The 26,715-nt window shown below is 40.8% G+C and carries 33 protein-coding genes; 26 read left to right on the top strand and 7 right to left on the bottom strand.

What is annotated here, in order from left to right; translation table 11 throughout:
- Positions 1–95 precede the first annotated feature (95 nt).
- Both JQC92_RS13415 and JQC92_RS13410 read right to left on the bottom strand, forming a co-directional pair.
- Positions 96–416: a phage integrase central domain-containing protein gene (locus JQC92_RS13415; protein ID WP_420851318.1), complete on the bottom strand. Its 321-nt coding sequence runs from the start codon at positions 414–416 to the stop codon at positions 96–98.
- Between the two features lie 3 nt (positions 417–419).
- Positions 420–794, bottom strand: coding sequence for an Arm DNA-binding domain-containing protein (locus JQC92_RS13410; protein ID WP_205000112.1), 375 nt, complete (start codon positions 792–794; stop codon positions 420–422).
- A 594-nt stretch (positions 795–1,388) separates the two neighbouring features.
- On the opposite strand from JQC92_RS13410, the gene JQC92_RS13405 reads away from it, so the two are divergent.
- Both JQC92_RS13405 and JQC92_RS13400 read left to right on the top strand, forming a co-directional pair.
- Positions 1,389–2,171, top strand: coding sequence for a type IV toxin-antitoxin system AbiEi family antitoxin (locus tag JQC92_RS13405; protein ID WP_205000111.1), 783 nt, complete (start codon positions 1,389–1,391; stop codon positions 2,169–2,171).
- Positions 2,164–3,093, top strand: a complete 930-nt coding sequence (locus JQC92_RS13400; RefSeq protein ID WP_205000110.1) for a nucleotidyl transferase AbiEii/AbiGii toxin family protein — start codon at positions 2,164–2,166, stop codon at positions 3,091–3,093. Before JQC92_RS13405 ends, JQC92_RS13400 begins: the two co-directional genes overlap by 8 nt.
- On the opposite strand, the gene JQC92_RS13395 is transcribed toward JQC92_RS13400, so the two are convergent.
- Positions 3,090–3,326, bottom strand: a complete 237-nt coding sequence (locus tag JQC92_RS13395; protein WP_205000109.1) for a helix-turn-helix transcriptional regulator — start codon at positions 3,324–3,326, stop codon at positions 3,090–3,092. The two genes, JQC92_RS13400 and JQC92_RS13395, sit on opposite strands and share 4 nt — an antisense overlap.
- Positions 3,327–3,818: 492 nt before the next feature.
- Between JQC92_RS13395 and JQC92_RS13390 the strand changes: the two genes are divergently transcribed.
- From JQC92_RS13390 to JQC92_RS13375, 4 genes are all read left to right on the top strand, one after another.
- Positions 3,819–4,535 carry a class I SAM-dependent methyltransferase gene (locus JQC92_RS13390; RefSeq protein ID WP_205000108.1) on the top strand — a complete coding sequence of 239 codons (717 nt, stop codon included), beginning with the start codon at positions 3,819–3,821 and terminating at the stop codon, positions 4,533–4,535.
- A 272-nt stretch (positions 4,536–4,807) separates the two neighbouring features.
- A complete protein-coding gene (locus JQC92_RS13385; protein WP_205000107.1) occupies positions 4,808–5,692 on the top strand; it encodes a TIGR04255 family protein in 885 nt (294 codons plus the stop codon).
- 11 nt (positions 5,693–5,703) lie between these two features.
- On the top strand, positions 5,704–6,261 hold the full coding sequence (locus JQC92_RS13380; protein ID WP_205000106.1) for a hypothetical protein: 558 nt from the start codon (positions 5,704–5,706) through the stop codon (positions 6,259–6,261).
- Positions 6,262–6,269: 8 nt separating this feature from the next.
- Positions 6,270–7,172 (top strand): hypothetical protein, encoded by a 903-nt coding sequence (locus JQC92_RS13375; RefSeq protein WP_205000105.1) that lies wholly within the window; start codon positions 6,270–6,272, stop codon positions 7,170–7,172.
- Between the two features lie 427 nt (positions 7,173–7,599).
- Here the strand turns inward: JQC92_RS13375 and JQC92_RS13370 are convergent, their stop codons facing one another.
- From JQC92_RS13370 to JQC92_RS13360, 3 genes are read right to left on the bottom strand one after another with little or no spacing between them, the layout of a single operon-like run.
- On the bottom strand, positions 7,600–8,112 hold the full coding sequence (locus JQC92_RS13370; protein WP_205000104.1) for an autoinducer binding domain-containing protein: 513 nt from the start codon (positions 8,110–8,112) through the stop codon (positions 7,600–7,602).
- Positions 8,113–8,158: 46 nt separating this feature from the next.
- The gene (locus JQC92_RS13365) at positions 8,159–8,563 is read right to left on the bottom strand and encodes an acyl-CoA thioesterase (protein WP_205000103.1); all 405 of its coding nucleotides are present in this window, start codon (positions 8,561–8,563) and stop codon (positions 8,159–8,161) included.
- A 21-nt stretch (positions 8,564–8,584) separates the two neighbouring features.
- On the bottom strand, positions 8,585–9,235 hold the full coding sequence (locus JQC92_RS13360) for a helix-turn-helix domain-containing protein (RefSeq protein ID WP_205000102.1): 651 nt from the start codon (positions 9,233–9,235) through the stop codon (positions 8,585–8,587).
- A 219-nt stretch (positions 9,236–9,454) separates the two neighbouring features.
- Between JQC92_RS13360 and JQC92_RS13355 the strand changes: the two genes are divergently transcribed.
- Complete coding sequence (locus tag JQC92_RS13355; RefSeq protein WP_205000101.1) at positions 9,455–10,003, top strand: hypothetical protein; 549 nt, start codon at positions 9,455–9,457, stop codon at positions 10,001–10,003.
- Positions 10,004–10,018: 15 nt separating this feature from the next.
- Positions 10,019–10,267 (top strand): hypothetical protein, encoded by a 249-nt coding sequence (locus JQC92_RS13350; protein ID WP_205000100.1) that lies wholly within the window; start codon positions 10,019–10,021, stop codon positions 10,265–10,267.
- Here JQC92_RS13350 and JQC92_RS13345 read toward each other — a convergent pair.
- Entirely contained in the window at positions 10,257–10,895 is a 639-nt protein-coding gene (locus JQC92_RS13345; RefSeq protein ID WP_205000099.1) for a helix-turn-helix domain-containing protein, read from the bottom strand. The two genes, JQC92_RS13350 and JQC92_RS13345, sit on opposite strands and share 11 nt — an antisense overlap.
- Positions 10,896–11,179: 284 nt before the next feature.
- On the opposite strand from JQC92_RS13345, the gene JQC92_RS22660 reads away from it, so the two are divergent.
- The 18 genes from JQC92_RS22660 to JQC92_RS13255 form a co-directional block, all read left to right on the top strand.
- The gene (locus JQC92_RS22660) at positions 11,180–11,593 is read left to right on the top strand and encodes a TrbC/VirB2 family protein (protein WP_239480559.1); all 414 of its coding nucleotides are present in this window, start codon (positions 11,180–11,182) and stop codon (positions 11,591–11,593) included.
- 9 nt (positions 11,594–11,602) lie between these two features.
- Complete coding sequence (locus JQC92_RS13335) at positions 11,603–11,941, top strand: VirB3 family type IV secretion system protein (protein ID WP_205000098.1); 339 nt, start codon at positions 11,603–11,605, stop codon at positions 11,939–11,941.
- Positions 11,938–14,403: a VirB4 family type IV secretion/conjugal transfer ATPase gene (locus tag JQC92_RS13330; protein ID WP_205000097.1), complete on the top strand. Its 2,466-nt coding sequence runs from the start codon at positions 11,938–11,940 to the stop codon at positions 14,401–14,403. The genes JQC92_RS13335 and JQC92_RS13330 overlap by 4 nt, the downstream gene beginning before the upstream one ends.
- Positions 14,400–15,050: a type IV secretion system protein gene (locus JQC92_RS13325; protein ID WP_205000096.1), complete on the top strand. Its 651-nt coding sequence runs from the start codon at positions 14,400–14,402 to the stop codon at positions 15,048–15,050. Before JQC92_RS13330 ends, JQC92_RS13325 begins: the two co-directional genes overlap by 4 nt.
- A 69-nt stretch (positions 15,051–15,119) precedes the next feature.
- On the top strand, positions 15,120–15,377 hold the full coding sequence (locus JQC92_RS13320) for an EexN family lipoprotein (RefSeq protein ID WP_205000095.1): 258 nt from the start codon (positions 15,120–15,122) through the stop codon (positions 15,375–15,377).
- A 6-nt stretch (positions 15,378–15,383) separates the two neighbouring features.
- Positions 15,384–16,400: a type IV secretion system protein gene (locus JQC92_RS13315; RefSeq protein ID WP_205000094.1), complete on the top strand. Its 1,017-nt coding sequence runs from the start codon at positions 15,384–15,386 to the stop codon at positions 16,398–16,400.
- Positions 16,397–16,561 (top strand): hypothetical protein, encoded by a 165-nt coding sequence (locus JQC92_RS13310; protein ID WP_205000093.1) that lies wholly within the window; start codon positions 16,397–16,399, stop codon positions 16,559–16,561. The genes JQC92_RS13315 and JQC92_RS13310 overlap by 4 nt, the downstream gene beginning before the upstream one ends.
- Positions 16,554–17,267: a VirB8 family type IV secretion system protein gene (locus tag JQC92_RS13305; protein ID WP_239480558.1), complete on the top strand. Its 714-nt coding sequence runs from the start codon at positions 16,554–16,556 to the stop codon at positions 17,265–17,267. Before JQC92_RS13310 ends, JQC92_RS13305 begins: the two co-directional genes overlap by 8 nt.
- On the top strand, positions 17,268–18,194 hold the full coding sequence (gene virB9 / locus JQC92_RS13300; RefSeq protein ID WP_205000091.1) for a P-type conjugative transfer protein VirB9: 927 nt from the start codon (positions 17,268–17,270) through the stop codon (positions 18,192–18,194). It begins immediately after the preceding gene.
- Positions 18,194–19,315: a type IV secretion system protein VirB10 gene (virB10, locus tag JQC92_RS13295; RefSeq protein WP_205000090.1), complete on the top strand. Its 1,122-nt coding sequence runs from the start codon at positions 18,194–18,196 to the stop codon at positions 19,313–19,315. Before virB9 ends, virB10 begins: the two co-directional genes overlap by 1 nt.
- Positions 19,293–19,973, top strand: a complete 681-nt coding sequence (locus tag JQC92_RS22930) for an ATPase, T2SS/T4P/T4SS family (protein WP_205000089.1) — start codon at positions 19,293–19,295, stop codon at positions 19,971–19,973. Before virB10 ends, JQC92_RS22930 begins: the two co-directional genes overlap by 23 nt.
- Positions 19,974–20,005: 32 nt before the next feature.
- Positions 20,006–20,293, top strand: coding sequence for a P-loop NTPase family protein (locus JQC92_RS22925; RefSeq protein WP_276315805.1), 288 nt, complete (start codon positions 20,006–20,008; stop codon positions 20,291–20,293).
- 118 nt (positions 20,294–20,411) lie between these two features.
- Positions 20,412–22,241 carry a type IV secretory system conjugative DNA transfer family protein gene (locus tag JQC92_RS13280; RefSeq protein WP_205000087.1) on the top strand — a complete coding sequence of 610 codons (1,830 nt, stop codon included), beginning with the start codon at positions 20,412–20,414 and terminating at the stop codon, positions 22,239–22,241.
- The gene (locus tag JQC92_RS13275; RefSeq protein WP_205000086.1) at positions 22,234–24,102 is read left to right on the top strand and encodes an LPD7 domain-containing protein; all 1,869 of its coding nucleotides are present in this window, start codon (positions 22,234–22,236) and stop codon (positions 24,100–24,102) included. Before JQC92_RS13280 ends, JQC92_RS13275 begins: the two co-directional genes overlap by 8 nt.
- Positions 24,080–24,277 carry a hypothetical protein gene (locus JQC92_RS13270; RefSeq protein ID WP_239480557.1) on the top strand — a complete coding sequence of 66 codons (198 nt, stop codon included), beginning with the start codon at positions 24,080–24,082 and terminating at the stop codon, positions 24,275–24,277. The genes JQC92_RS13275 and JQC92_RS13270 overlap by 23 nt, the downstream gene beginning before the upstream one ends.
- Positions 24,270–25,262: an ArdC family protein gene (locus JQC92_RS13265; RefSeq protein WP_205000085.1), complete on the top strand. Its 993-nt coding sequence runs from the start codon at positions 24,270–24,272 to the stop codon at positions 25,260–25,262. Before JQC92_RS13270 ends, JQC92_RS13265 begins: the two co-directional genes overlap by 8 nt.
- A gap of 322 nt (positions 25,263–25,584) precedes the next feature.
- The gene (locus JQC92_RS13260) at positions 25,585–26,220 is read left to right on the top strand and encodes a hypothetical protein (protein ID WP_205000084.1); all 636 of its coding nucleotides are present in this window, start codon (positions 25,585–25,587) and stop codon (positions 26,218–26,220) included.
- A gap of 30 nt (positions 26,221–26,250) precedes the next feature.
- The coding region (locus tag JQC92_RS13255) for a hypothetical protein (protein WP_205000083.1) at positions 26,251–26,715 on the top strand (465 nt) is incomplete at its 3' end.

The following is a 26,715-nucleotide window of genomic DNA, read 5'->3' as shown; positions in this document are numbered from 1 at the left end:
CCTTCTGGAAACGCTCACTAAAAACAAATTTGCTTTTGATATTTATCACCAGAGTTGGACTTCCTGCTCTGGCGAGCTCGCTTGTATTTGTGACTTTAGATCATATAGATCTGATCAGTCCCGTTTTCTCTAAATATTCTGAAAACAACTCGTACTTCTTCGAGTGTGAGAATACGACTACGGCTTTGTTCCACTCCACCAGCATGACGAACGCTAAAGGCTTCTGCTGGATTGTGTTGCAATAAGTTGAGTCTTATACCGTGGCGAAAGATTTGCTTGCAATACATAAGTGCATCGTTGGCGATAGTTGGTCTATTGCTGTTGGTAATGGCTTCAATGGTCATTCTGATATCTAAAGGTGTTACTCGCTTTAGCCCAAGTTCACCGATGGTCGGAGCAAGATCTTTAGTGTAAATTCTTTAAGGAATTTGAGGGTGCTTTACTCGTTTTTCTATATCGTTTCTAAGCCAGTCTTCTGCGAGATCATTAACGGTAGCAATTCTTACTTGTGATGGGCGTTTTTTTTCGGCGATTGGGTCGATACCTTCAGCAATTTGTGCTTTTATCTTGATAGCTTTGACTGATGCTTTGGACAGTGATAACTCACCCTCCTGTTTACCGTATTTTCCTATGATCATCTCACGGCGCTTTTTGTTGATGGTGTAGCGTAAAACCCAGAATCCTGTGCCGACATTACTGATTCGAAAATATAAACCGTTGCCAATGGCAAAACGTCCAGAGTCTCTTTTTTTTAGCAATGCTTTGATTTGTTTGTCATTTAGCTTTTGAGGCATACAAGGGCTCTATAAAAAGTGGTGACATTTGCAATTTATCTGACTTGTTCGAGCGATGCAAATGAAATATGTCTCCATTTGTGTCACCACCTTTTTGAAATTATGGGAAAGAAATAGAAAGAATTAGAAAAGGTAAAAGCCGCTAACATAGCGACTTTTATGAGTTTTGTGTTTGTTGGATAAGCTTGGAAAAATTATTCGACGTTTTGGATCTGCTCGTAGGATATAAATGTCAATCTACTGAAAATAAGTGCTTTATGTAGGTTTTTTTCACTTATAATCCGCTGAATGTCACCATTTATGTCACCAATGTACCAAAGTGTGCCTTGCAAAGATTGAGATCGATTAACTGGGCATTCCGATTTTCAACTCAGTTTTTATATTTTGCTCTGTAGATTATGTTGATGCAATCGACATGACATAAAAATACGTCGATAAAGTCAGTTTATTTCGACTATTGCTGAGAGGCTATTGAACCAAGGGTCAACAATCTAGTTTAAAAAATTACTTATCTTTACACTATTAGTGTTAAGATCTACAATAATTTAAACCTAGGTTTAAAATAATGCAGTTAATCACACTAATAGTATTAATATGAGCTCAAAAATAAACTGGTTAATAGAGAATACCTATCCCGGCAGCATAGTATTGCAAACATGGCTAAGTGAAAATGACGTTAGCCATTCATTAACCCAACGCTATGTGACTAGCGGCTGGCTCAAAAAGCTGCGAGCAGGTGTTTATTTTCGACCGCTTAGTGATCCGAACACAACCCCAAGCTGGTCAAGTGCATTACAAGCACTAGAGCAGCAATTAAACTTGCCTGTACATTTGGCCGGACTATCTAGTTTGAAGTACCAAGGGTTAAGCCATTACTTTCAGCTTGTGGAAAGTCAGGTTTGGCTTGGTGTTGCCAATAAAAGGCTATTACCTAAGTGGTTTGCAGAGTTTTCTGCTCAAGAATGGTTGTGTTGCAATAACAGTAAATTAGCTGAATTTAGTCCAAGAGATTTTATAAAGCTAACGGTTGATGGACAAGAGTTAAAAGCCAGTTCACCTGAGCTTGCGGCTTACGAAGTTGTTGACTCAATAGGTAAACATCTTAGTTTTCAACATGCGGCTGAGCTATTTCAAGGGCTTACAAATCTAAGTCCACGGAAAGTTCAGTCATTACTAGAACGAAGTCGAGCAATACAAACTAACCGAGTATTTTTGTATTTAAGTCATTATTACGTTCATCAATGGGCTAAGAGGTTGGATGAAACCAAGATAAAACTTGGGACGGGTAAGCGACAAGTAGTTAAGCATGGGAAGCTAGCAGAAAACTATTTAATCACAGTACCAGAAATGTTATTCCATCGAGGTGAGAATGGATAAACAATCAGTTTATTATCGTCAAGTTTCATTGTTAATGAGAGTGTTACCAATTGTCGCTAAAGAGTCCGTATTTGCATTAAAAGGCGGAACTGCAATCAACCTCTTCATTCGTGATTTTCCAAGATTATCAGTGGACATAGATCTGTCATATTTGCCTTTGGAACCAAGAAATGAAGCACTAAGCAATGCAAAACTGGCGCTGAACAGTATCACTAGAAAAATAAACCAACTTCCGAACACAAGAGCGATATTACAAGACAATCGCTCAGACGAGTTGAGAATTATCGTTCATGGTGAGCAGGCTCAAATAAAAATTGAAGTTTCTCCTGTGGCGAGAGGAACTTTACATGAACCCCAAATCATTCCGGTTTCAGAGTTTGTGGAAGATGAGTTTGGCTACGCAGAAATCCTCGTTGTGAGTCTGCCTGATTTATATGGCGGGAAGCTATGTGCGGCCATGGACAGACAACACCCAAGAGATCTTTATGATGTGAAGCTGCTGCTCGATAACGAAGGCATAACCAGAGAAATATTTATCGGCTTTATCACTTATGTTCTAGGGCATCCAAGGCCGATACATGAAGTGCTGTCACCAAACTGGAAGGACATAAAAGAGATTTATACCAGTGAATTTGTTGGTATGACCAATGAACCTGTGAGTATTGAGGCATTAAAACTTACCCGCGCTGAAATGCTACAAGCGTTAAAAGTCAATTTCACAGAGCAGGATCGAAATTTCCTATTATCTTTCAAAAATGCAGAGCCAAACTGGTCATTATTTGATGTGCCTATTGCTCAAGAGCTGCCTGCTATTAAATGGAAACTACTTAACTTAAGCCAACTGAAAAAGAATGCCGCTAAGCACCAACAGCAGCTTGAAAAACTGGATTCAGTGCTAAAAACATGGCTACCAACAAACTAAATTTGACTTACCCAAATCAATAAGTCGGAAAGTAGCCAAGCTACAGCTCTGCCAAGATATTTCTTTGGTGGTGTTTTATTTTGTTGCTCAAGACGCCACCAAGTTGCAGTTGAGACGGAAGTGATTTGCTTGCGTTCTTTTTCTCTAATTAGACGCTCGCAAAGCCCGTATGAATCTAGCACCTTAGCTCTTTGTTCTTGAGTGGGAACTTCAAAAGGAGGAACTCTAAACATGACACATCCTCTCTATATTTTGCCGCTTTGAAATCGTTAAAAAACCAAAGTACCAAAACCAAAATGTAATTTCAGTCGAGAAAGATAAGGGTTTTCCTTACCTTTCTCAGTTTTTTTGGTTTTATGTCTTTAAATTCAATGTGTAAGTGATGATGATATATTTCTTAAATGGCTAAAGGCTGATCTGATGACAAAATTTACAAAATTGCAGGGGTTTGGACAAGAGTACTGCAACTTCTCCTTATACTTTTACTGCTACTTATACTGGTTGGTATAAGGCTATCGAAAGTGTTTTATTAACAGTTGTGAAAGCCTTTAATAACCCTTACTCAAGGGTTCAAGTAACAGGAAATGATAGTGAAATAATCTAAGTAACCCTGTTGATGAGACCTTAAATGAATCCTTGCTGAACCAAAGAACGATGAATATTGCGGATGCTCTCCTAAATAAGATAATGGCTGGTAATTATTACATTTGTATATAGGTTGAAACTTGAGCTTAGCCAGTGACTTATTTATCCCTACATTAAACCAGCAAGGGTTCGCAGTACCTAAATTAGATCCATTTTCGAAAAGATTTACAGAACCAACTTCAGGTACGTTATTGGAAATCGGAGCCGCTTTTGGTTTTGCGACATTAAAAGCACTAGCCAATGGTGCGAACGTTTATGCCAATGACCTTGAGCCAAAACACCTTAAACAATTGTCTGATGCCGCTGATGGAAAAGGTTATCGAGGATTGAAAACAATTGCGGCTCGCTTTCCAGACGAACTTGAGTTCGAAAATGAAACATTTGAAAAGATTTTGATCAGTCGAGTGCTACATTTTTTCACTGGCGAACAAATTCAGCGCAGTTTACGAAAAATTTACGACTGGTTATCTGCCAGTGGCGAGTTAATTGTGGTGTGCGATACCATCTACTTTAAACATTGGGAGGCAGTTTACCCTGAATACAAAAAAAGAAAAAATACCAACAAACGCTTTCCCGGTGAATTTAACGAACCATTAAAGCACGCTGAGAAATGGGGGCAACACTTACCAGAGTTTTATCATTTTCTAGATGTTGAGTCTCTATCATCATTTTTTAAAGATGCAGGCTTTGACATTGTTGAGGCTGGATACATCAATCGGAAAAATCAGTTTCCTGATGAGCTACTTTATGATGGCAGAGAGAGTGTTGGGATTGTGGGTAGGAAGCCTTGTAAATAAAGCTTTTTTAACATACCCAACCGTTTGAAGTAACTCATTTTTGCTCCTTTCCAAGTGCATAGCGTCTATGGTTGTGAGCGTTAATTGTTTTGATTTGACCAAGTTTTAGTAAAAAAGCTCACATACCTACATTTACATTATTAGACTTTAATCTAATTCAGCAAAAATTAGAATATAAAAGACTTGACATTTAGATTTGTGTACATTGGGGTGACTACGTGTATAATAAAGTGTATCATGACACAATAAATCGAATATTTAGAGTGGACAAAATGGTTTCTAAAAGCTATCAACATGCACCGTTGTTAATGACTATTGTTGATGTACGATTTTCTGATATTCCAGATTTTTATGGAGAGGGAAAGTTAGTACAGCTAGAATCATTACTGCGTGAAATTGGATTTGTAGAAAAAGTAATTGAAAAACAACAGGCTGTTAGTTTTGAGTTAACACCAGACTCAGAAGGCAGGCTATTAAACACACCTAAACCAACGATTAACCCATCAGAAAAACAACGTTGGATTTTCCTAAATTTGGATAGAACTCTTTCTGTTTTTGTTGCTCAAGATGGGCTTTCAATTAAAAGCACAGATTACACCTGTCATGAAAACTATGTGGCCACAATAAATCAGATTATTTCCAAACTGACAGAAACATTTCCTTCTTTGTTACAGGGAGTTATGTCGAGAATTGGAACAAGGTACTTGAATCTTATTGTACCTAAGGAAGGAAAAACTGTTGGACAATATCTAAATGATGAATGGCTACCTAATAATACGATTCCAACAGAATTAGAAGTTGAATCAGGCGTTCATAATAGACTCATGATGAATTACAAAACTAAGCATGGGAATTTGAGAATCGAATCTAACAAGTTTCAGCCTGATGCAGACGCAAGAACTCCTTCTATTCTTCCAAGTGAATTGATGGATTCACAAGAAACAGCATTGATATTTAAAGAGTCACCTTGGTGGTGGGCTCAGTTAGATAGTAAAGAAAGCTATGTCATTCTCGATATAGACTTAAGCAACCCAATGAGGGAAATGTTTAATTCTGAAAATATTACTCGTCTTCTAAATGAAATGAGATCGCTAACTAGACCAGCCTTCAATATGTGTATAACAGACGAAGCCAAACAAGATTGGATTGAACTTTAAGGAGCATTATTATGTTAAGTTCTGCATCCCCACAAAGGAATAGTTTTACAACAGCTGCTGCTTTAACTGCTGTGCTTGTTACAGGTACAGGCATGACGGATAACAGAGGTTACCAGTCTTCGGTGAATGAAAGTTGGATTATTCAACAAACTGAAGAGGCTAAGGAAGTTTCATCTCAATATATGACGAATAGTGTCCTTAAAGCTTTTGGTTTGGCTGTAAAAGACTTTGAGCCGATTTTAGGTGTTAAAAGAGCTGCTATTTATAATTGGAAAAAAGGCGCGAATGAGCCAAATGATTATCAATTCCATTTATTAAAAAATCTATATGAAGTTTCCTTGTTGCTTGACTCTGATAACATAAAAATTGGAAAACTAGCAAAAACAAGCAATTACAAAGGAACATCATTGATTGAAAAACTTTCAGTACCTAGTTTGGATATAGATTTGATCGTAGCGCATCATAAACTATTAGTTTCCAAGGTAACAAAGCAGTACGAATCATTTGAGAGTGTTACTTCTAAAACAACACTTTTGGAAGGTGACTCGGTTGTAACTATTGAAGGGTAAGAATTTTAATGGCTGTTCTTCAAGACCCTCAGAAAAAAGATCTTCGTGCTGAATTAATTAAAAATGGCTGGATGCAAGGGGTTATAATTGATTTTTCTGACATACCAGGAGAGTCAATTTCAGCCTCTATCATTAACGGAACAATCAAAGACAAACATCAAGCTAAGCTACTTGTTATCACACAAGACTGTGATATTTTATCGGTAGAATCTTTTGTAGAGTGCTTACTACTTAAAAAAGTAAGCAGAGAAGCCCCTACTCAGAAAAATGGGCACAATCCTAGAAAAATTCAATTAGAGCCTATAAATAGTGCATACTGGGAGATTAGAGCAGACGATGTGGTGTATGTTGAAAAGGAGCTTTTAAGAACTACATATCCTTTGAATTCATTTAAAGTCTCACTTGAACAGTTAGCAGTGATTAAACAATGGAAAGCAAACCGTTACACTCGTACAGGTTTGCCAGAACGATTTGTAGAGAAAACGGGGTACATTTTTAAAAAACCAAGAGGTGAAGTTCAGAAAGATGAATCTCTTGAAAATTCGGAGCTTTTTAAAAGATTTTCAAAATATATAGCATCTATTAGAGTGTTCTGCGAAGAAGAAGGTGAAATTACCAAATGTGGATTTATTCTTCTTTTTAAGTCCATTCTTTGCAAAACAGATAGAGTTGATATTGATGAAATTGAAGGGCTATTTGACCTTTGCCTTTTGGAAAAGTTTCGTAACTTAGATGGCTTCGAATTAATCAATGATGATGACTCTGAGGCAGCATTATTTGAAATTCACGATTTGAAAGACATTATGTCAGATATGCAATTCCCAGTTGGTTTACAGCAGGTATTTCCTCGCTATTATTTTGATTACGTATCGTTTGGTGATGATGATGTATCAGACGTTGAGAGCGATTAGTTAAAATTGAACATTAAGTAGTAGGTCTATATAAGACTTCTTTTTTATCTTAAACATAAGCCCACACTCGGAGAGGACATATTTTATTATGGGTATTGTAAGCCCATTGTTTGATCAAGTAAAACTAGAACAATTAAGACATATATGGACGCTCCTCATGTTAACTATTACTTATTGATATTTATAATAGTTTGGCGCATTGACGCTGTATTGGGAGCGTCCATCTCATCACCCACCTTAATGAGAACAGTTTAGTGAGTATCTGTACATTTGGTTATGCCTTGGTTTACTGCCCCAAACTTTAAACCGTAGTTAAATGTTTGAATAAAAATATCTAATTTGAATATTAAGCCTGTAGAGCTTTTAATCTAAACAGCTTTTGTCCAAAAGCGTGTTTCGGATTGCATGTAACACTTTGACACAGAGCTTATTCTTTAGTGTTACTTGGAAAAATAATCACATTCCCAGCTTGCTCGATATTTACTGCTTTCCTCAAACGGCATAAATAAGAATCCAGTGTTGATTTATTCATCATGATTAGGGTTGGGAAATAATGATTGGTGTCATCAGTCGCTAAGCCAAGAAACTCTTTGAAATAGGGCGCCTCCCTACCAAAGCTAATACCATGATGAAGGTTAAATTCGCCACGGATGCCAACAACATTTTCTTCTTGATCTGTATATGACTGGACATTATCCCATACCATGATTGAGCCATTGATATCATGTTGGTGCATTTTAGTTAAGCCCATACGAACCAAGGGACAGTGCTCGATTAATCCTTCTTCGAAATAAAGCTTGTACCAATCAGGGTTGGACGAGCGAACAATTTTACCGTTATTGTCTTCATAACAGTAAAACAAATAGGTACAGTCATATTCTTGTTTTAGCTCATCAAAAATTTGCTCAAAAGTATCACTGAGAGTGACGATATTATCCATAGCCTTGCTCCTAGCGGGAGAAGATTTGAAAGGCTGATTGTTTGTATTAGCTGTTTAATAACTGCTTTATTGGTTGAGGCGTTCTCACTGGGTAGTGGCTTTTTGCATCGATAAATACCAGAGTTTCACTAACCGAGGTAACTTGGTTGTTGTCACTGTTTTTCGTCACTTCATATTTGAATTTGCAGGTCGCACAAGTTATTTCATCAATGCTGATGGCAATATGTAAGATGTCATCGAAGAATGCTTGGCCTTTGTATTGAATGTTCAGCTCTTTAACGACGGCTTTGAAGCCATCAAGATCTAATTCATCCAGATTGTGTTGTTGAAAGTATTTTAAACGGGCTTGATGGAGCAAAGACGCTAAAGCAGCATGACCAAGATGCTTTCCATAGTTCACATCAGAAATCCTGACTGGTAGATCAATGGAAAATTGAGTTGTTGAATTCATAATGATTGCTCCTAAGATTGGTTACTTCAGAATTAACTCGTTTGTACGGTGCCAAACGACTTGGGCAATCCTTTGTATTTTACAATCCAAAACGCAGGCATTTTCGACTTGGGTATCGGGATTAAGACTGTACAAGTTATAGCAGCCGTGAACGTCTTTGCTTAAATGACGAAGCAGCATTTTCCCTGAGTACAGAGTGACAATACAGTTGGTTCCAACTAACAAGTCTGTGTATTCTGAACTCTTTTGGCAGCCTGCAACATAATCTCCGATTTTATAGAAAGGCATCATTGCGTCATCCATAACAATTATCACAATGGATGAAGGATTATTCGCTTCAAAAAATGCAACTTCTTTTAAAATTCTTACATCTTCATCAAAGCTCTGTTCACTTGTTTGAAAAGCTCTGGGAGGAATACCATTTCCGTGCAGTAACCAATCTACAGTGCAATTGACGCCAATTTTCTCTAGGGCTAAACATAATTTAGAGGCGGCCTTTTCTGTTAAATGGTTTTTGCCTAACTCCCAAGCTTGAAGAGTATTTGATGAGATCCCCGTTGCTTGTTCAAATTTCTTTCTACTTAGCCCAAGCTGCATTCTGATCCCTTTAACTCTTGATGGGATCGCTTGGACGGGAGATGCCACTAATTCTTTACTTACGATGTCGATCACAGGTAATCACTCAAATATGATCTGTATATAAAACATACTTAAAATTAGTATTTAGATCATCTATCAATAAAGAATATGACTACCTAAATCTGTTCTAAAGCAATAACTCTCCGCTATCAGGCATAATAAATACGTATATATACATGCTTTAAGTATTCATAGAAGTTGTTAGTATCCAATACAGGTATTATTTGCATGAACTGTTTCTAAGGAGGCAGTATGCATGAGTTGATTAACCTCGTTCCATCTGATGTATCCAGTGACAGTATGATCAAGGTATGGCTTTTGGGTCACCCTGATGAATGCGAAGCTTACCAAACTCTACAATTGTGGTTTCCTCAAAGTCGAGTGAACTTTTATTGTTTCTCGAACCTGCTTACCAATAATATTCACGTTCTTGATATTTCACTCTTTGATTATTGCCTTTCACAAGCTTTCCTTAGCCTCAGACAATATAAAGACATCGAAGGTGTAGAAATATATGACGTGTTCTTTTCTGTGTTAACCAATATAGCAGCTAATGCTTTGACTGGAGTGACAATTACAGATCCAGATAACTTTACTTGGAGCATTACAAGCGGTCAGCATTTCCATCACTGGCTGATGCTGAGAAAAGAGCGTTGGCAATGGCTAAAAGATAATAAGCTGCAAATTGATTATCAAGGAGGCTACCAATCTGTTGAACGAATACAGAATATCATTGCAAGTAGGATATTACTGCCGCACAAACCAAATCAAACTCAACAGTTCATTAGAACTTTCCAATGAGTGTTGGAGGTAACAATGAATATTAAGTCTGCTGAAATAAACACATCAAATTGTTTGAAGTATCGATATAAGCTGAATTCAATCTTGCAGTTAAACAGCGGGGAATTCAGCTTTAGCTTCATGGATGACAAGCGCCATAAGCAATTTCAAATACACTCGAAGGACATAAAGTTTAGGCAAGACATTTTATATCAGTGTGATCCTGCCGAAGTCTTTAACTTAGGTTATTTGTGTGCGCTACCAGCGAGTGAGGCTAAAACTTAATTTCAGATAATACTGATAAAATGGTGTTATTGTCTTTAATGGCTTGTATGTTTGGAGTATTAAGCTGTAATTCAGCATTGAAAGCGAACTGGCTTTTTTCAAATTCAATTAGCCGTGTAAGAAACACTTCACTTTTAAGTTGTAGCAATGCAAATAGCTTGTCACTAGGCGCTCTGTCAGGATCAAAAACTAATTTGGCTTCCTTAGTTAGTAGGAAGTCGAAGTTGATTTGGCCGTGCTTCATATCAATGGCAAAACTACGACAACCATTTGAATCATGAACCTCGATAAAGGACTCAATTCTACTTTGTGAAAGTGAGTCATTTAAATAGGTTGGAACATCTAAGAAATTGAGAACGGGGATTTTTCTAAGTCCTGAACTGGTTGTATCTTTCTCGCCGAACAGGAGCCAGTCTTCTGTAACGTCAAACATTTCACTCAATAACTTTATTTTTTTTCTTGATGGTAGAGATACTCCATTTAACCAGTTAGCAGCCGCCTTATGAGTAATCTCAAATTTTTCAGCAAGCAGTGACATACGGCCACAGTTTTTAGGTGGGTAATTATGCTTGTCTAAGACAAGGTTAAGACGTTGGCTAAAACTTGTTTTATTGCAGTTGGTTAGCATGTTTTATGTTCAGCTCTAATGTTAAGAAGATAAAATATTTGATGTAAGCTACCAGCAAATATCCTGTTTTGTATCAATATGAATCTGCTTGAAAGAATACGCAATAGACAAATTATGTACTATTGATTTCCGGTCAATAAACGTAAGCCATATTGACTGACAAGCTTTTCATAAATTATCTCGTCACAGACAGCACATCTATAGAATCCAAGTAAATAAATAATAGCTAAATAGACTTATAAAACTACCTTTTAACTTCAATATAGTGTTTATCAGTATCAATTTTGAGAGTAGGGTTTAATAAGTATCGATGTTCTATCGGAGCGTATTGCATAAAATCGCTTAATCTTAAGCTATTATCTCGAAAAGGGTATTGGTCATTAAACTACTATTTAACTACTAAAAACGGTAGTGAATATAACCGAAACTACATATCTTCTCTATGGCTTTTCCTCGTTCTATTTCTCTTTCCAGAAATCGCCTTTGCCAACCCTATTACAGAAGGCGTGGACTGGGTGATGGATTTGCTGACCAATGGCATAGCCCGAAGTGCGGCGGTGATTGGGATAGCAATTTTGGGATACTTAGCGTGGTTTGGTCGCATTACGGGTGAAACCTGCGGCAAATACATTGCCGGAATTGTGTTGGTGTTCGGCGGCACCACCATCGTCGACATGATCATCTCTGCGGTGAAGTAGGGGATGACGATGAATACTTTTGAAGTAAATCGACATGACCTTTTATTTGTCTCTGTTACTCGGCCTGCTATGAAATGGGGCGTGACCTTAGATATCATTATTGTTGCTAGTGCGTTCGTAGCTGTGCTGATGATAGCCAGCAAAAATCCGTTAACTCTGCTGCTCTATTTTCCAATTCACGGCGTGATGTATGTGTTGTGTCTGCGTGATCCAAGATTGCTTAGGTTGATGTTGTTATGGCTAAAAACCAAAGCTAAATCTATAGCTTGGCGTCAGTTTGGCGCTGCTACGGCTTGCCCTTATTGTAATACTCGTAGCCGCAATTCCATCTTGAGGAACGGTTTATGAATAAGTCAGTTCCCAAGCATATCTGGCAGGGTGAAAACGAAGCAGCTGAGTTTATTCCCTATCAAACTCATGTGGATGAACACACCATTAAAACTCACAGTGGCGATTATCTTCAGATCATCCGTTTGCAAGGTGTCGCCCATGAATCAGTAGCACCAGAGCAGGTATTACTTTGGAAAGAGCAACTGAATTTGTTACTGAGAAATATTGCTAGCCCTGATGTTTGTATTTGGACGCACTTGGTTCGCAGAGAGCACAAAGTCTTTCCTCAAGGCGAGTTCAAATGCCAGTTTGATAAACAGCTTAATGACAAATATGCCGCTCAGGTTTGCCAGAGCCAGTTGATGATTAACGAGTTGTATCTCACCATTATTTATCGCAGCCATAATCAGAAATTTACTTCTTGGTTTGGTAAATCAACTGCAATGACTCAAGAGCAATGTGCGGCAGCATTAAAGCAGGCTATTAGTGCATTGAATGAAATAGTCAGTACCGTTATGGCATCAATGGGAGCTTACCAACCTCAACGCTTAAGCACTTATTTTAAAAACGGCGTTTTTTATTCTGAATTACTGACGTTTCTGGATTATTTAGTGAATGGTGAGTGGCAAGTCAGAGCATTACCGAAAGCCAATATTTCACATTCAATGATGAGAGTTCGTCCTTTGTTTGGTGGTGACACTTTTGCATTAAAGGGCATTACGCAAACCCGTTTTGGATCTTGCTTGGGGATCTCGGAGTACCCTGAACGGACGGAAGCGGGTTTGCTTAATGCTCTATTGTCGGCGCCTTTTGAATTGGTATTGACGCAAAGTTTTCAGTTTCTATCTAAACCCGTTTCAACAGAATTACTGCAACGACAACAAAAACGCTTACACACCACAGGTGACTTTGCTCATTCTCAAATTGATGCCATTGATTTGGGGCTGGATGACATTACCTCTAATCGAATTGTGTATGGTGAGCATCACTTGGTGTTAACCGTACTTACCGATTCAAAAGCGCAATTACAAAAGCATCTGTCACAGCTCAAGTCTGAGCTGGCTGATATGGCTATTATTCCAGTTCGAGAAAGTACGGCGTTAGCTGCGGCGTTTTGGTCACAATTACCTGCCAACAGTCAGTATCGCCCACGTCCTGCGCCGATATCATCTAAAAACTTTGCTGGATTTTGCAGTTTTCATAATTATCCAGCAGGACAAATGACAGGTAATCAATGGGGCGCAGCAGTGACCATGTTTAAATCGGCTTCTGGTTCGCCTTATTACTTTAACTTTCACGAGACTAATATTCACACGAGTAACTTGCTTGAGAATAGGAGGAACAATAGCAACCCAAGTCGTAATCACTCTAAGGAAACCACGCTCAAGGATGAGCACCACGCATTAGGCAATACCTTAATTATCGGTGCATCGGGTAGCGGTAAGACTGTGCTGCAAGGATTCTTAATTTCACAAAGCAAGAAGTTTAACCCAACCCAAATTATTTTTGATAAAGACCGTGGCTTAGAAGTTTATGTGCGAGCTTGTGATGGTTTGTACCTGCCATTACAAATGGGTAAGTCGACAGGATTTAATCCGTTTCAGTTACCAAATACACCCGCAAATAAACTGTTTCTCATTCGACTCATCAGTAAATTATGCGGTGATAATCTTATTCACACTCAGCAGCAAGAAATCGCTAATGCGGTTAATGGTGTGATGAGCCTTGAACTGCAAGATAGACGTTTAAGCCGCTGTCTGGAGTTTCTTGATCCCGTTGATAATGACGGCTGCTATTCCAAACTACAAAAATGGTGTCAGGGCGGTGAGTTAGCTTGGGTATTGGATAATGAAGTTGATGAGCTGTCCGTCGATAATCAAACTTTACTGGCCTTTGATGTCACGGAGTTTTTAGATACTCCTGAGATCAGAACGCCAATTGTGATGTATCTGTTTCATCGCATTGAAAGCCTGATTGATGGTCGAAGGTTACAAATCATCATGGATGAATTTTGGAAGCTACTTGCAGATGAATACTTTGAAGATCTCGCCAATAACAAACAAAAGACCATTCGTAAACAAAACGGGATTATGGTTTACGGAACACAGTCAGCCCGTGACGTACTGAATTCACCCATTGCGCATTCATTAATCGAGCAATGCGCCACCCTCATTTTAATGCCAAACCCAAAAGCCAGACGTGAAGATTACGTTGATGGTTTGCATCTTACCGAACGTGAATTTGAGCTGATTAAAACGGAACTGCAACCCAATTCACGCCAGTTTATCGTTAAACAAGGTCAATCTAGCTCTGTTAATACGCTTGACTTGAATGGCTTTGATGAAGAGTTAGCGGTGATATCGGGAACCACGGACAAAGTGGCATTAATGACGCAGTTAATTGAGCAAGTAGGCGATGAGTCGAATGTTTGGTTGCCACTTTATTTTGATGCCTTGCGAGATATGCGAGGTGGTAAATGAAAAGAATAAAGTCACTGGGTACCCGTTTTCACTGGTACGACGGAATAGTCTTAGCTGTGCTATTTCTATCTACATCAGCCCAGGCTTTTCCCGTGATTGATGCCGCTAATTTGCAGCAAAATATCGTCCAAGTGAAACACATGCTTGAGGAAATCAATACCCTCAAACAGCAGGTTCAAACGGCCAAGTCACAGCTCAATAGTATTAATGGCGTGCGTGGAATGGCAAATAGCATTGATTCGATTTATGACATCAGCGTCAAAGTTGATCCTAATCTGACGTTAAACAAGCAAGGCATACATAACAGCGATTGGCTAAAACTCGGCGGTGATGTCGCAGGTTTATACGATAACGTTAATCGCTATCGAGGTCGTTGGTTCGGTCAGACTCAAGTTTCATTACAGCAAACTCAAGCTCGCTATCAGCAACTCATGAGGCTGATTGAAAAGATTAATCAAGCACCACAACAAAAAGACATCGAGGATTTACAAGCTCGGATAAATGCCGAAGGCGTGATGCTGCAAAACGAACAAGCCAAGCTGCAATTACTCAATGCCCAAGCGCAGGCTAATGATGCGTTAACGCAACAAAAAATTACCCAAATGGCGATTGAATCAGCGGGTGAATTAAAACCGATTGATTGGTAAATCGTTCATTAACAATATTTGGAATTAAATACCCAAGGATGGCAGATAACACTGACTTGAGGTATCTGCATGAAAATATCAACACTGATCTTACTTACTATCGCCACTATCACCGTGACGGCTTGCTCTCAACCTGAGCAGAAAGTCGACCAAGGACACACGGTATCTTGGTTTCTCAAGCATAACGAAATTTTAGATCAGACCTTAAAGCTCTGTAGCGATGATCCTGCTAAATATAACAAAGAACCTGATTGCATTAATGCACTTCATGCTGCTAATCAACGCTCGGCAGGTGAGCTGCATCCCATTGACTGGAACAAAGGGTAAAATCCCGTGGCCGCTAAGAGCAATCTGTATCAGGGCATCTTCGATTTAGTCGACAAGGCGTTGCATAACTATGTGCAGCAGGGTTCTGAACGGCTGATTCATTTCTTGGTGCCGCTGTTTTCCAGCTTGATGATCATCTGGCTGGCGATATGGGGTTATGCATTGATGACTGGCCGCAGTGAAGCACCACTGCAAGAAGGCTTTTATCGAATCTTACGCATTGGCTTTATTTTGGCGTTGGGGTTAACCGTTGGTCGCTACAACCAAACGGTTGTTACTTTCTTAAGCGATACCCCACAAACTCTTGCTTCGATTGTATCAGGCGGTCATTCGATGGATGCAGCGCACTTGCTGGATCAGCTATTCAGTCAGGTGTTTGCGCTTGCCGATAATGCATGGAAACAAGGCGGGGTGATGAACGGTAACTTCGGCATGTACTTTATTGCCGTTGCGGTATTGCTGATTGGCAGTTGTTTAACTTTGTTGGTGGCGTTCTTTATTTTACTGAGCAAAGTGATGGTCAGCATTTTGTTGGCAATCGGCCCTGCTTTTTTTGTCCTCTTATTATTCCAAGCTACACAACGATTCTTCGAAAGCTGGCTCGGCATGGTACTCAACTTTGGTTTTGTGTTGTTACTGGGCGTGACATCAGGGCAATTAATGGTGTCAGTCGCCAACAGTTATCTTCATAAAATCGCCGCTAATCATGCAGCGATGACCACACTCAGCGACAGCTCGATGCTCTGCATTGTGTTAGGACTTTGCATTTTAGTGATGAAACAAATTCCAGCCATGGCCTCGGCGTTAGGCGGCGGAGTAGCAATTGCCGCAAATGGAGCGATTGCCAACAGTTTGCATTCATTACGACCAACCACGCTCAGAAATCAATATCGAAACCTAAGACGAGATATGAACTATACCGGTCAAGCATTAGCGGCACCGGTTAAACCATTAGGTCTTAGTTATCAGGCGTATCAAAAACGCTTTGGTGGTAACAGCATTTCGGGGAGTCCAAGACCATGATTAAGCCGATGAATATGTCTCTAATGATTATCGCTTGTTTGTTGTTAACTCACTGCGCCAGCGCACCCAAACCACCGCATTGTCATGATGATGGCAAGGGGCTAAAACCTGTCAACCATGCGGCAGTCATACTCAAGCCGATAGGTCAGCATGATGAATGACAAGGCGTTGCTTAAGCAGTATTTCAACGAGGCCAGAGGCTGGGATACTGAGCTGAGCGTTCGGATCAAACAATCTGAAAAAAGAGCATGGCGCTGTTGTTTGTTATTTACCTTAATTGCCGTGCTGCAAGGCGTCGGTTTAGTTTGCCTGTTACCGCTAAAAACCATCGAGCCATTTGTAATTCGAGTCGACAATAATTCCGGTTTAGTGGATGTGGTGTCTACCTTAACCAGTCATGGCAAGGTTAAGCAGCAAGCTCAGGAAGTGTTGGATAAATACTGGCTGGCACAATATGTTCGCCATCGTGAATCTTATCAGTGGGAAACTCGGAGTTACGACCGAAAATTAGTCGGTTTGATGTCGGTCGATAATATTCAGCAAGATTTTGCGCTGCAAACTGACCCCAAAACCAACTCGCAAGCTCCCATTTCCATTTATGGCCAACAAGCTCAAGTGGTGACTCAAGTTAACGCCATCAGCTTTATCGCTAAAGACAAAGTGAACACTGAGCAGCGAATCACGGCTTTGGTTCGCTATGCCAAACAAATAAAACGAGTGGGTGAAACACATCCACTCACCCATTGGGTGGCCACCATTACCTTTGTGTATCGCAATGCGCCGATGTCATTGCAAGACCGACAATTAAATCCTCTCGGTTTTCAGGTGTTGAGTTATCGCAACGATCAAGCAACAGGAGGGGATTAGATGCAACGCTTTTCTTGCTCTATATCTCGTCGTACTCGTGAAAACGGGTGCCCAGTGCCTTTTGTGTTCAAAAACATGAGTCGCTGGATACCCATTTTCATGGGTATGACGGTATTGCTTTCTTGCTTTAATGCATCAGCCCTCGAAACCCCGCATTCAGGCCATTTCGACAGGCGAGTTAAACACATCAATTACAATCCGCAGCAAGTGGTGAAGTTGGTCGGTCATTATGGCTTTTCCACCGATATTGAGTTTGGAAAAAACGAAACCATAACTCAGGTTGCTATGGGTGATACCGATGCGTGGGCAATCACTCCCGTTGCTAACCATATTTTCATCAAACCAAAAGCACAAAAAGCCGTGACCAATATGACGGTACTGACTGACTCAAATAAAGGTAGCCACGTTTACAATTTCGAGCTCAGTGCGCACTGGTCACAACATGGTGCTCATCCAAGACCCAACGATATGATGTTTCAGGTGCAGTTTTTGTATCCTCAGCAAGTCAAAGATTCACAACGGAAAAAACAGCAACGTCATCAACTCAGTCAACGACTTCATTCTGTTCAGGCACCCAAGGTGAAAAACCAAAATTACTTCTATAAAGGCGATGCAGAGCTGCTGCCTATTTCTGTGTTTGATGACGGCCGGTTCACTTATATCACCTTTAACGGCAAACAAGATTTTCCAGCGGTTTATACGGTTGGCAGTGATGATAAAGAATCTCTAGTGAACTCCAATATTAACCCTGCTTTTCCCTACACCATTATTGTTCAACGCATTGCAAAACAACTGGTACTTCGCCAAGGCAACAAGGTGTTGTGTTTGTTTAATCGCTCGTTTGGCTCAGAGCAAGCTGCTGACTACTCAACCAGCAATATTTCAAAAGTGAAGCGGCAGCTGAAAGTTCTAAAAGGAGGTAAGTAATGGACGCCAGTTCAACGCCCAATCAAGGAACTGAACCCGAAACCTTGGAAGACTTACCGCACCTTGGAGCGTCGATTTCCCGCAGGCCGCAATTCAACAAAGGTATATTGCTGATATTGGCATTGGGCGTTATCGGGTTATTGGTGGTCATCAATGGTGGCTTTATTCATGGAGAGGCGCAGCAGAAATTTAATCATCATTACACCATTGCCGACCATTTAGGCAAACCACCAGAATTACCTAAAGCTTCTGACCACTCAACAAGCAATAGTACAGATACAGCAAAGCCTGACATTCTGCATACGGGTAATCTTGCCACTGAGCCACACTATTCAGTTTTAGGGCATTCCAATAACACACCGATGACACCGCAGCAGCGTAAACAGTCGGATGGTTTATTGGCATTTAGTCAGCCTCGAATCAACAAAACCAGCGATGCTCAAAGTCAGCAAGCTCAGTTTCAGAATCCTCAGCAAGCGTCTGAACTGCAACAAAAGCTGCAACCAACTAAATTATCGGGCAGTTTAGCCAGTCGTATTGTTGACTCAAATTTATTCATCACCAAAGGCGCATTTCTGGACTGCATCCTAGAAACGGCCATCAGCTCCGATGTACCAGGCATGACCCGTTGCCAACTCAGTCGAGATATCTACTCCACTAACGGCAAAGTGCTGTTACTTGAAAAAGGCAGTCATATTGTCGGCCAATATCAAGGTGGCTTACAGCAAGGTGTGGCTCGGATCTTTGTGTTGTGGGATCGCATTGAAACGCCCAACGGCGTGATTATCGACTTAGATTCTGCGGGAACCGATACCTTGGGTCGCAGCGGACACAGTGGCTTCATCGATGGTCATTTTAAACAGCGTTTCGGCAGCGCCATGTTACTCAGTCTGATTGGTGATGTTGGCCAGTACGCTTCCAATAAGGCAAACAGCGGTAACAAAAATCAAATTCAGTTCGGGAACACCATTGGCGGTACCAAAGATTTAGCTTCGATTGCATTGCAAGATTCCATCGGCATTAAGCCAACTTTACTCAAAAATCAGGGTGAGCACATTAATGTGTTCGTGGCTCGTGATTTGGATTTTAGGAGTGTCTATGACTTGCAGCTTGCCCAATGATGGTCGCAGTTTAGCGTTAATGGCTTATCTTAAAATGTTAGATGAATTTTTAACGATGAAGTCAGTCACTGAAATTGTGATTAATCGGCCAAAACAAGTAATGACTGAGACGGTGCAAGGTTGGCAACATCATGCTGTAGATGCACTTAATTTTGATTATTGTCAGCATTTAGCCAAGCTCATTGCTACTTACTCAGGGCAAAAGCTCGATTCAAGTCATCCGATACTATCCGCGACCTTGCCCAATGGTGAACGAGTTCAAATCGCAATACCGCCCGTCACCTTGTTAGGATGTATCAGCTTTACCATTCGTAAACCCGCTGAGGTGTGCTTTAGCTTAGAGGATTATCAGCAGCAAGGTTACTTCAGCCAATGCCACTTATCTGAAACCAAATACAATGATGATTTAGCCAAGCTTAAACAGCAAGGCGATATCAAAGCTTTTCTCGAACAAGCCATTGCAGATCGCAAAAACATCATTGTCTCAGGAGCGACAGGCTCGGGCAAAACAACCTTCTTTCGTTCTTTGTTGGAGTTAGTCCCCAAACACGAACGCTTGATATCGATTGAAAATGTCGATGAGTTGCAACTTCACCGTTCTCATACCAATAGTGTCAGTTTGTTTTTTCCGCAGGCCAGCAAGGCACTGCGCCGATAACTCAAAAACAGCTATTAGAAGCGAGTTTGCGGATGAAGCCCGACCGTGTGTTTGTCGCTGAATTAATCCGTGGCGATGAAGCGTTTTACTTTCTGCGCAACATCAATTCAGGTCATCCGGGCAGTATCACCACTATGCACGCTGGAAGCCCACAACTGGCATTAGAGCAATTGGTGCTGATGCTAAAGGAATCGCAAGCAGGCAGTTCACTTTCCAGAGAGGATATTAAACAACTGCTGCATCTGTGCGTCGATGTGATTGTGCAAATAAAAAATATCAACGGTAAGCGGTTTGTGAGTGAGGTTTATTATGAAAAATGACCGATGCTCGTCACTCCTGCGAAGGCAGGAGTCCAGAGCCTTTTTCTTTATAAAAGCTTTAAAGTCACTGGATGCCCATTTTCATGGGCATGACGGAAGCATGGAGGCTTAATTGAGTATGGGCACAAATAGTTTAAACAAATGGCTCTACCTACTCCTAATCACCATCGGTTTATTACTCAGCCTTTGGCTTAGCAGCGTCATTTATTTGTACTTCGCACATCTTAACTATCATCAGGCCACGCCATTTACGGTGTTCAAGTACGGTTATTATTACGGACACGACAGCAAAACAAAGTTTTGGTTAACGCTGGCACTAGTCTTTGGGTTTGCACCATTTTTATTACTGATAACCGCAAGGTTTAAACCCAGAAAACAACCACTTTATGGTGCTGCAAAATTCGCTACTAAAAAGGAAATTCAACAAGCTGGGTTGTTAAGTGATAAAGGCATCGTTGTTGGTAAACAAAAGCAATTATTCAGTCAGCGATATCTGCAATTTTCAGGGCAGCAGCATGTACTAATGTCGGCACCGACTCGCAGCGGCAAAGGTGTTGGTGTGGTTATCCCCAATCTACTCACTTGGCAGGATTCAGTTGTGGTACTGGACATCAAGCAAGAAAATTGGAACATCACAGCTGGTTTTCGTAAAGCGCATGGTCAGCAATGTTTCCTTCTCAACCTTGCGCCACGAGACTATCGAAGCCATCGCTGGAACCCGCTGCATTACATTTCTGACGACCCCAGTTTTCGGATTAACGATATTCAGAAAATCGGCCAGATGCTGTTTCCCAACATTGATAATGAAGCTCCTGTTTGGCAAGCCTCTGCTCGTTCATTGTGGCTTGGCTTAGTATTGTACCTTATCGAAACTCCACCATTGCCCGTAACCATGGGCGAAGTGATGCGACTGCTGACTCAAGGAGATGAATATCTTGCGCAACAATTGGAAATGCGTTTGGATTCCGACTTTGGGTTATCTAGCCAATGTTTGTTAGCCCTAAAAGAATACCTTGATACGCCAGAGCGCACTCGTGGCTCGGTTCGTAAAAGTTTCACTTCGGCGTTAGAGCTGTTTTACAACCCCGTAATTGATGCGGTTACCGCTGGCAATGACTTCGACCTACGCCAGTTGCGGCAGCAAAAACTCTCCATTTATGTTGGTGTAACGCCTGATGATTTAACCAGACTCGCACCGCTGATTAACCTGTTTTTCCAGCAATTGATTGATCTCAACACCCGTGAGTTACCCGAGCACAATCCGCAACTGAAATACCAAGTGCTGCTATTGATGGATGAGTTTGCTGCTATCGGTAAAGTGTCTATTTTAAGCCGAGGCATCAGTTACATCGCAGGTTATGGTTTACGGCTGCTGACCATCATTCAATCACCGTCACAGCTTCGAGAAATTTACGGCCATGATGGTACTGAAACCTTGATGGATAACCATGCGCTGCAAATCGTATTTGCACCCAAAAATCCTAAAGTGGCGAGAGAAATTTCAGATAGCCTTGGCACCTTAACCATTCGCAATCGTAGCCGCAGTCGTCAATTGTCGGGTAAAGGCGGTAAAAGTGAGAGTGTGAGCGATCATGGTCGAGCCTTAATGTTGCCTCAAGAACTGATGCAAATGGGTGCCGATAATGCCATTTTATTGTTGGAAAACAGCCCACCTGTTCAGTGCCAAAAACTGCGTTGGTATCAAGAACCATCGCTAAAGGAACGTGGTAATCATTCTGATCACGCACCTTGGACTTTACCCATTATTCCACAAGTGATCCCACGTCAGCACAAGATCCACATTAACCATATTGGCTGCGCCGATGAAGACGACAGCCATCAACACAATGCTGAAACCAATAGCATAGAACCCGAACCCGCAAAGCCAGTGATGAATGAGCTGGTTGCAGATTTTAAACAGGTTGTAGGAGATGAATACGATGAGTAATGAAATGCTCAAGCACAAAACCTACCTTGCAGTGGGCTATGATGAACGGGCGCAAGCACAGCAAGAGATTGGACGCCTGAACAATGGCGTAGCGGGGATCAGTTTTGATGGAGAGCAAGGGCTATGGTATGCCAAAGCTGGTACCGATAAACACAAAGTTGCGCCATGGTTGCCCGATCCAACTTTGTTTAATCAGCATCAAGATAGTGACCCCGTGGTGGAGTTTGCCAACGTATTAGAGAGTGCGGGCTTGGTCTTAAAGGAGCCGCCAATCATGGATGGGCAAATGCATCGAGTATCAACGATTGATGATAAGCAGGGCAAAAAAAGTGGTGTCTATGCATTGTATAATGATGGACATCCCGCTGGCTGGTATCAAGACCATCGTAACCACAGCGAACCACAAAAATGGCACGCCAGCTTTGAACAAGCCGATCCTCTGACTCGCTTACATCAAAAAGCGCACATGGCCAATCTTCGTTGGCAGCGAGAACAAAAGCTTACCGAAAAACAGCAACACCACGCCAAACGCTGCACTCAAGCTTATGGTTTAATGCCAGCGGCCACCCCGCAGCAAGGCTATCTGAAAAAGAAAGGCGTGCAAGCTTACGCTGGCGTTTGTCAGGATAAAAAAGGCCGCTTGGTGATCCCGCTGTATGACACTGAACAACAGCTCCACAGTCTACAACGCATTAGCGGCAATGGTTTTAAATGTTTAAAGAAAGGCGCACAAAAATCTGGTCATTTTTTCGTGGTGGGAGATAGGCCACTCAATGCCAATGAGCCAATATTATACGCAGAAGGTTACGCCACCGCTGCGAGTATTGCCGAGGCAACAGGTCGAAGCGTGGTGATGACCGTTGATGCGGGAAACATGCCCAAAGTCGCAGAGAAATTGAATGCGGCTTATCCCAAAGCAAGGCATCTATTTTTAGCGGATAACGACCACAGCAACCAAATCAATAAAGGCATGCAAAAAGCCCGTGAAGCTGCGAATCTGGTCGGTGGATTTTGGCTTACGCCCAACCTTTCAGCAGAAGAAATAGAGCACGGACTCACCGATTTTAATGATTTGCACGTAACCAGCAGCATTGAGCGAGTCAAAAAGCAAATCGAAAACCATCTCGACAAGTGCTGGCCAGAACTCAAATACCAACGACCCGAACGACTATTACCCGCATTAAACAGCGTGATGCCAGATTCAATCCAAACTCAATCTGTGAATAACAAAGCCGTTGAGCGAGTTGCCCCAAGTAGACAGCATGAAACAGCTGCAGCTTCGAAAACCTCTCAGCTTCAAAATCAAAATTCTGATGAACCAGTAAAATCAGATGAAAAGCCGCTTTTACCAGAACAGCTATCAAGCCGCTACACCTTCATCAACGGCAAAGGCTACTTCGCATCACGACCCAGTGCAGTAGCGTTTATCGATAAAGGCAACAAGCTGCAAACTCGATTAGAAAAAAGCAAAGTGGTGATGGATTTAATCACTATTGCTGAACACCGTGGCTGGAACGGTATCAAACTCAAAGGCAGTCAAAACTTCAAGCGAGAAGCTTGGTATCAAGCCAAACTAAAAGGCTTGGAAGTTTCAGGCTATCAGCCACAGTCTCAAGACCATCAACGTCTGGCGCAGCAACAGGCTCAAAGTCAAAAGCAACAGACTCAACAATCTGTATCACCAACAGTTAATAAGCCGATAAATACTAAGCCACCGATTCAAACCAAAACTAATGTTGCTCAAACTGCCCAATCAGCATTAGAGCGATTTAAGCAGCGATTTTCGCAACCCAATACCATCTCAAAATCACGGGTATCAACAAAAAAGGAAGCTCAATATGAACAGCAACTTGAACGATAAATTAATGGCGCTAAACATCCCAAGTTCCATCATCGAAATGACCCAAGCCGAAGCTGAAGAACTAGGCGCTTTTGAAGAAAATGCCTTAACCGAAGACGAAGCGCTGGAAGCTAATGAACCTGAAGTTATTGGTGATGACAATAAAGTAAAAGAAAACGAGGTGAACCATGGCTGACAAAAAGCTGCCTTACCATGAACAAATCGCCAATAAACTCATCGAGCAACTCAAAGCTGGCACAGCACCATGGCAAAAACCGTGGCAAGCGGGCGAACCAAGAATGCCGCACAATCCAATCAGCGGTACTCGTTACAAAGGCTCCAACGCTATTTGGCTTGCCATGCAATGTCGAGAAGATCCCCGTTGGATGACCTACAAACAAGCCAAAGGTATTGATGCCCAAGTACAAAAAGGACAGCACGGCACTCTCGTTCAATACTGGAAGCTGTTCGATCAAATCGATAAAAAAGACGATAATGGTAAAAAGATTCTAGGCGCTGATGGCAAGCCAATTAAAGTAACGGTTAAATTGGATAAACCAAGAGTGTTCAGTTCCGTTGTTTTTAACGCCGAGCAAATCGAAGGCTTACCCGAACTCGAAGTGAAAACGCTTCCTGAATGGCAACGCCACGAACGGGCTGAAAAAATACTGAAAAATTCAGGCGTACCTATACATCACGATCAAATCGATAATGCCTATTATTGTCCTGCCACTGACGATATACACCTACCAGCAAAATCACAATTTAATTCAAGAGATTCATATTTTGCGACCGTTCTACATGAGCTATCGCATTCGAGCGGTGCCAATCACAGACTCAACAGAGATATGACAGGCCGCTTCGGTGATGAATCCTACGCTAAAGAAGAATTACGAGCCGAAATCGGCTCACTTATGCTCGGAGATGAACTACAGATCGGCCACGAATTTGGTCAACATGCGGCTTATGTCGACCATTGGGTTAAAGTCCTGCAAGACGATCCAAAAGAGATTATACGGGCGTCTAGGGATGCGGAGAAAATTCAAGATTACCTGTTGGAACTTGGCAGGGAAAATAACAAATATACTTTTATTGAATTGAAAAGGAATAACTCAACTAAAAGTTTGGATCATGTGGTTGAAAAGACGAAGGTTAATGATTCTTCGGATAATGAAATCTAGATGAAGCAACTGCCTGAAATGTTTCGGTAGTACAATTTCACAATTTTGCAAATTAATTTTAACTTTTCACATCAAAATGTTTACATTTAATATCTAACTGTATAAATTAGTGTAAAAATAAATGTAAGTTTAAGAGACAAACTTACTCCTTATCAATAAAGCAGCAGGAACGCTAAGAAAGTTATAGGGAAATAAAATGTTCGCTACTCATATAAATATAAGCCAAAGAAACAATCTCATCAAAATACTCATAGTATTTTAAAGTTAATTAATTTTAATGCTTAAAACCAACTGTTAAGAATTATTTGAGAGTCAAGTATCTATGATGAGAATACTTTTGTTCGTGCTTTTGTCGTTAGCTATAATTATCGGTGTTATTTCTGGTCATATTATTAGTAATGAATCAAAGACCCTCGACGTTAACATTCGAGTTGAGATAGTAAACGAATTAGGACGAAAAATACGAAATACGCAACTGAGTGTAGAGTTGCCATTAGTAGCAAAACAGCTTCAAGAAATAAATGTAGAAAATAGAGGCACTATACCTCTACTATCTAAAAAACAAACATTTACCATCCACAAAAAATTTTCCTTAATCTTAGATAAAACACTAGAACAACATTATTTAATAGGAAAACATACCAAATTTAAATTTAATGCTTCTGACTCTATAGCTGAATCTGCACTTAAATTGCGGAAGCAATATAATGATTTAAGAGTTATTAGTGGATTAACTCTAAGCGATAAAACACAAAAGCCTAAGTGCTGGATTCAGATTAAAAATGACAAAAACGAGCCATGGATGACTCTCACTGACTCAAAACTTCAAGTTTTAGCATTAAAAGAAATTCAACTTACAGACTTAACAGAATTTGGTACCGCAGTATGTCAAAACGCAATTGTTGATATCTGGGGAGCTTCGGTTAAAGATGTCAGAATTACTTTATCGGAATCATAAGGCAATAATTTAAACACGGAAGTTCATTTTATGAAAAAGTTTCTAGTCGTTTTTCTTTTAACCATATTATCTTCTAATACTGCCTTTGCCTTTGCTTCTGACATTGAATCGCATTCAGGTGTGATTTCACAAAGAACAGTTTGGAGCGCTGATAAAGTTCACCTTATTGAAGGTAATGTTAGAGTTACGTCTGGAGTTGAATTATCGATTGAGCCTGGGACTGTAATTAAATTCAAGACTGGTACGAATCTACAAGTAGATGGTGCCTTAAATGCAGTAGGTAGCAGCAATGCTCGAATTTATTTCACCTCATTCCGTGATGACAGTGTTGGCGGTGACACCAACCAAGATGGGTACAGTCAAGGACAGGCTGGTGATTGGAGTGGTTTATATTTTACCGATACCGTAGCAGATAACCTGACCAAACTGGCTTACATTGAAAACCGCTTTGCGGGGCGTTCGAGCACAGCAGCGATCCGCCTATACAACGCCAGC

It is taken from the genome of Parashewanella hymeniacidonis, assembly GCF_016900895.1.
GTDB lineage: Bacteria > Pseudomonadota > Gammaproteobacteria > Enterobacterales > Shewanellaceae > Parashewanella > Parashewanella hymeniacidonis.
The sequence above is the reverse complement of the archived record's forward strand: the minus strand, read 5'-3'. Positions and strand labels throughout refer to the sequence as shown.

Coding starts and splice junctions, on each gene's coding strand:
- JQC92_RS13275 (WP_205000086.1), top strand. CDS start 22,234: ATGAGTAATGAAATGCTCAAGCACAAAACCTACCTTGCAGTGGGCTAT.
- JQC92_RS13260 (WP_205000084.1), top strand. CDS start 25,585: ATGATGAGAATACTTTTGTTCGTGCTTTTGTCGTTAGCTATAATTATC.
- JQC92_RS13345 (WP_205000099.1), bottom strand. CDS start 10,895: ATGCTAACCAACTGCAATAAAACAAGTTTTAGCCAACGTCTTAACCTT.
- JQC92_RS13380 (WP_205000106.1), top strand. CDS start 5,704: ATGTTAAGTTCTGCATCCCCACAAAGGAATAGTTTTACAACAGCTGCT.
- JQC92_RS13405 (WP_205000111.1), top strand. CDS start 1,389: ATGAGCTCAAAAATAAACTGGTTAATAGAGAATACCTATCCCGGCAGC.
- JQC92_RS13365 (WP_205000103.1), bottom strand. CDS start 8,563: ATGAATTCAACAACTCAATTTTCCATTGATCTACCAGTCAGGATTTCT.
- JQC92_RS13355 (WP_205000101.1), top strand. CDS start 9,455: ATGCATGAGTTGATTAACCTCGTTCCATCTGATGTATCCAGTGACAGT.
- JQC92_RS13395 (WP_205000109.1), bottom strand. CDS start 3,326: ATGTTTAGAGTTCCTCCTTTTGAAGTTCCCACTCAAGAACAAAGAGCT.
- JQC92_RS13370 (WP_205000104.1), bottom strand. CDS start 8,112: ATGGATAATATCGTCACTCTCAGTGATACTTTTGAGCAAATTTTTGAT.
- JQC92_RS13350 (WP_205000100.1), top strand. CDS start 10,019: ATGAATATTAAGTCTGCTGAAATAAACACATCAAATTGTTTGAAGTAT.
- JQC92_RS13305 (WP_239480558.1), top strand. CDS start 16,554: ATGAATGACAAGGCGTTGCTTAAGCAGTATTTCAACGAGGCCAGAGGC.
- JQC92_RS13410 (WP_205000112.1), bottom strand. CDS start 794: ATGCCTCAAAAGCTAAATGACAAACAAATCAAAGCATTGCTAAAAAAA.
- JQC92_RS13330 (WP_205000097.1), top strand. CDS start 11,938: ATGAATAAGTCAGTTCCCAAGCATATCTGGCAGGGTGAAAACGAAGCA.
- JQC92_RS13335 (WP_205000098.1), top strand. CDS start 11,603: ATGAATACTTTTGAAGTAAATCGACATGACCTTTTATTTGTCTCTGTT.
- JQC92_RS13325 (WP_205000096.1), top strand. CDS start 14,400: ATGAAAAGAATAAAGTCACTGGGTACCCGTTTTCACTGGTACGACGGA.
- JQC92_RS13320 (WP_205000095.1), top strand. CDS start 15,120: ATGAAAATATCAACACTGATCTTACTTACTATCGCCACTATCACCGTG.
- virB10 (WP_205000090.1), top strand. CDS start 18,194: ATGGACGCCAGTTCAACGCCCAATCAAGGAACTGAACCCGAAACCTTG.
- JQC92_RS22930 (WP_205000089.1), top strand. CDS start 19,293: ATGACTTGCAGCTTGCCCAATGATGGTCGCAGTTTAGCGTTAATGGCT.
- JQC92_RS22925 (WP_276315805.1), top strand. CDS start 20,006: ATGAAGCCCGACCGTGTGTTTGTCGCTGAATTAATCCGTGGCGATGAA.
- JQC92_RS13375 (WP_205000105.1), top strand. CDS start 6,270: ATGGCTGTTCTTCAAGACCCTCAGAAAAAAGATCTTCGTGCTGAATTA.
- JQC92_RS13400 (WP_205000110.1), top strand. CDS start 2,164: ATGGATAAACAATCAGTTTATTATCGTCAAGTTTCATTGTTAATGAGA.
- JQC92_RS13280 (WP_205000087.1), top strand. CDS start 20,412: ATGGGCACAAATAGTTTAAACAAATGGCTCTACCTACTCCTAATCACC.
- virB9 (WP_205000091.1), top strand. CDS start 17,268: ATGCAACGCTTTTCTTGCTCTATATCTCGTCGTACTCGTGAAAACGGG.
- JQC92_RS13270 (WP_239480557.1), top strand. CDS start 24,080: ATGAACAGCAACTTGAACGATAAATTAATGGCGCTAAACATCCCAAGT.
- JQC92_RS13310 (WP_205000093.1), top strand. CDS start 16,397: ATGATTAAGCCGATGAATATGTCTCTAATGATTATCGCTTGTTTGTTG.
- JQC92_RS13265 (WP_205000085.1), top strand. CDS start 24,270: ATGGCTGACAAAAAGCTGCCTTACCATGAACAAATCGCCAATAAACTC.
- JQC92_RS13385 (WP_205000107.1), top strand. CDS start 4,808: ATGGTTTCTAAAAGCTATCAACATGCACCGTTGTTAATGACTATTGTT.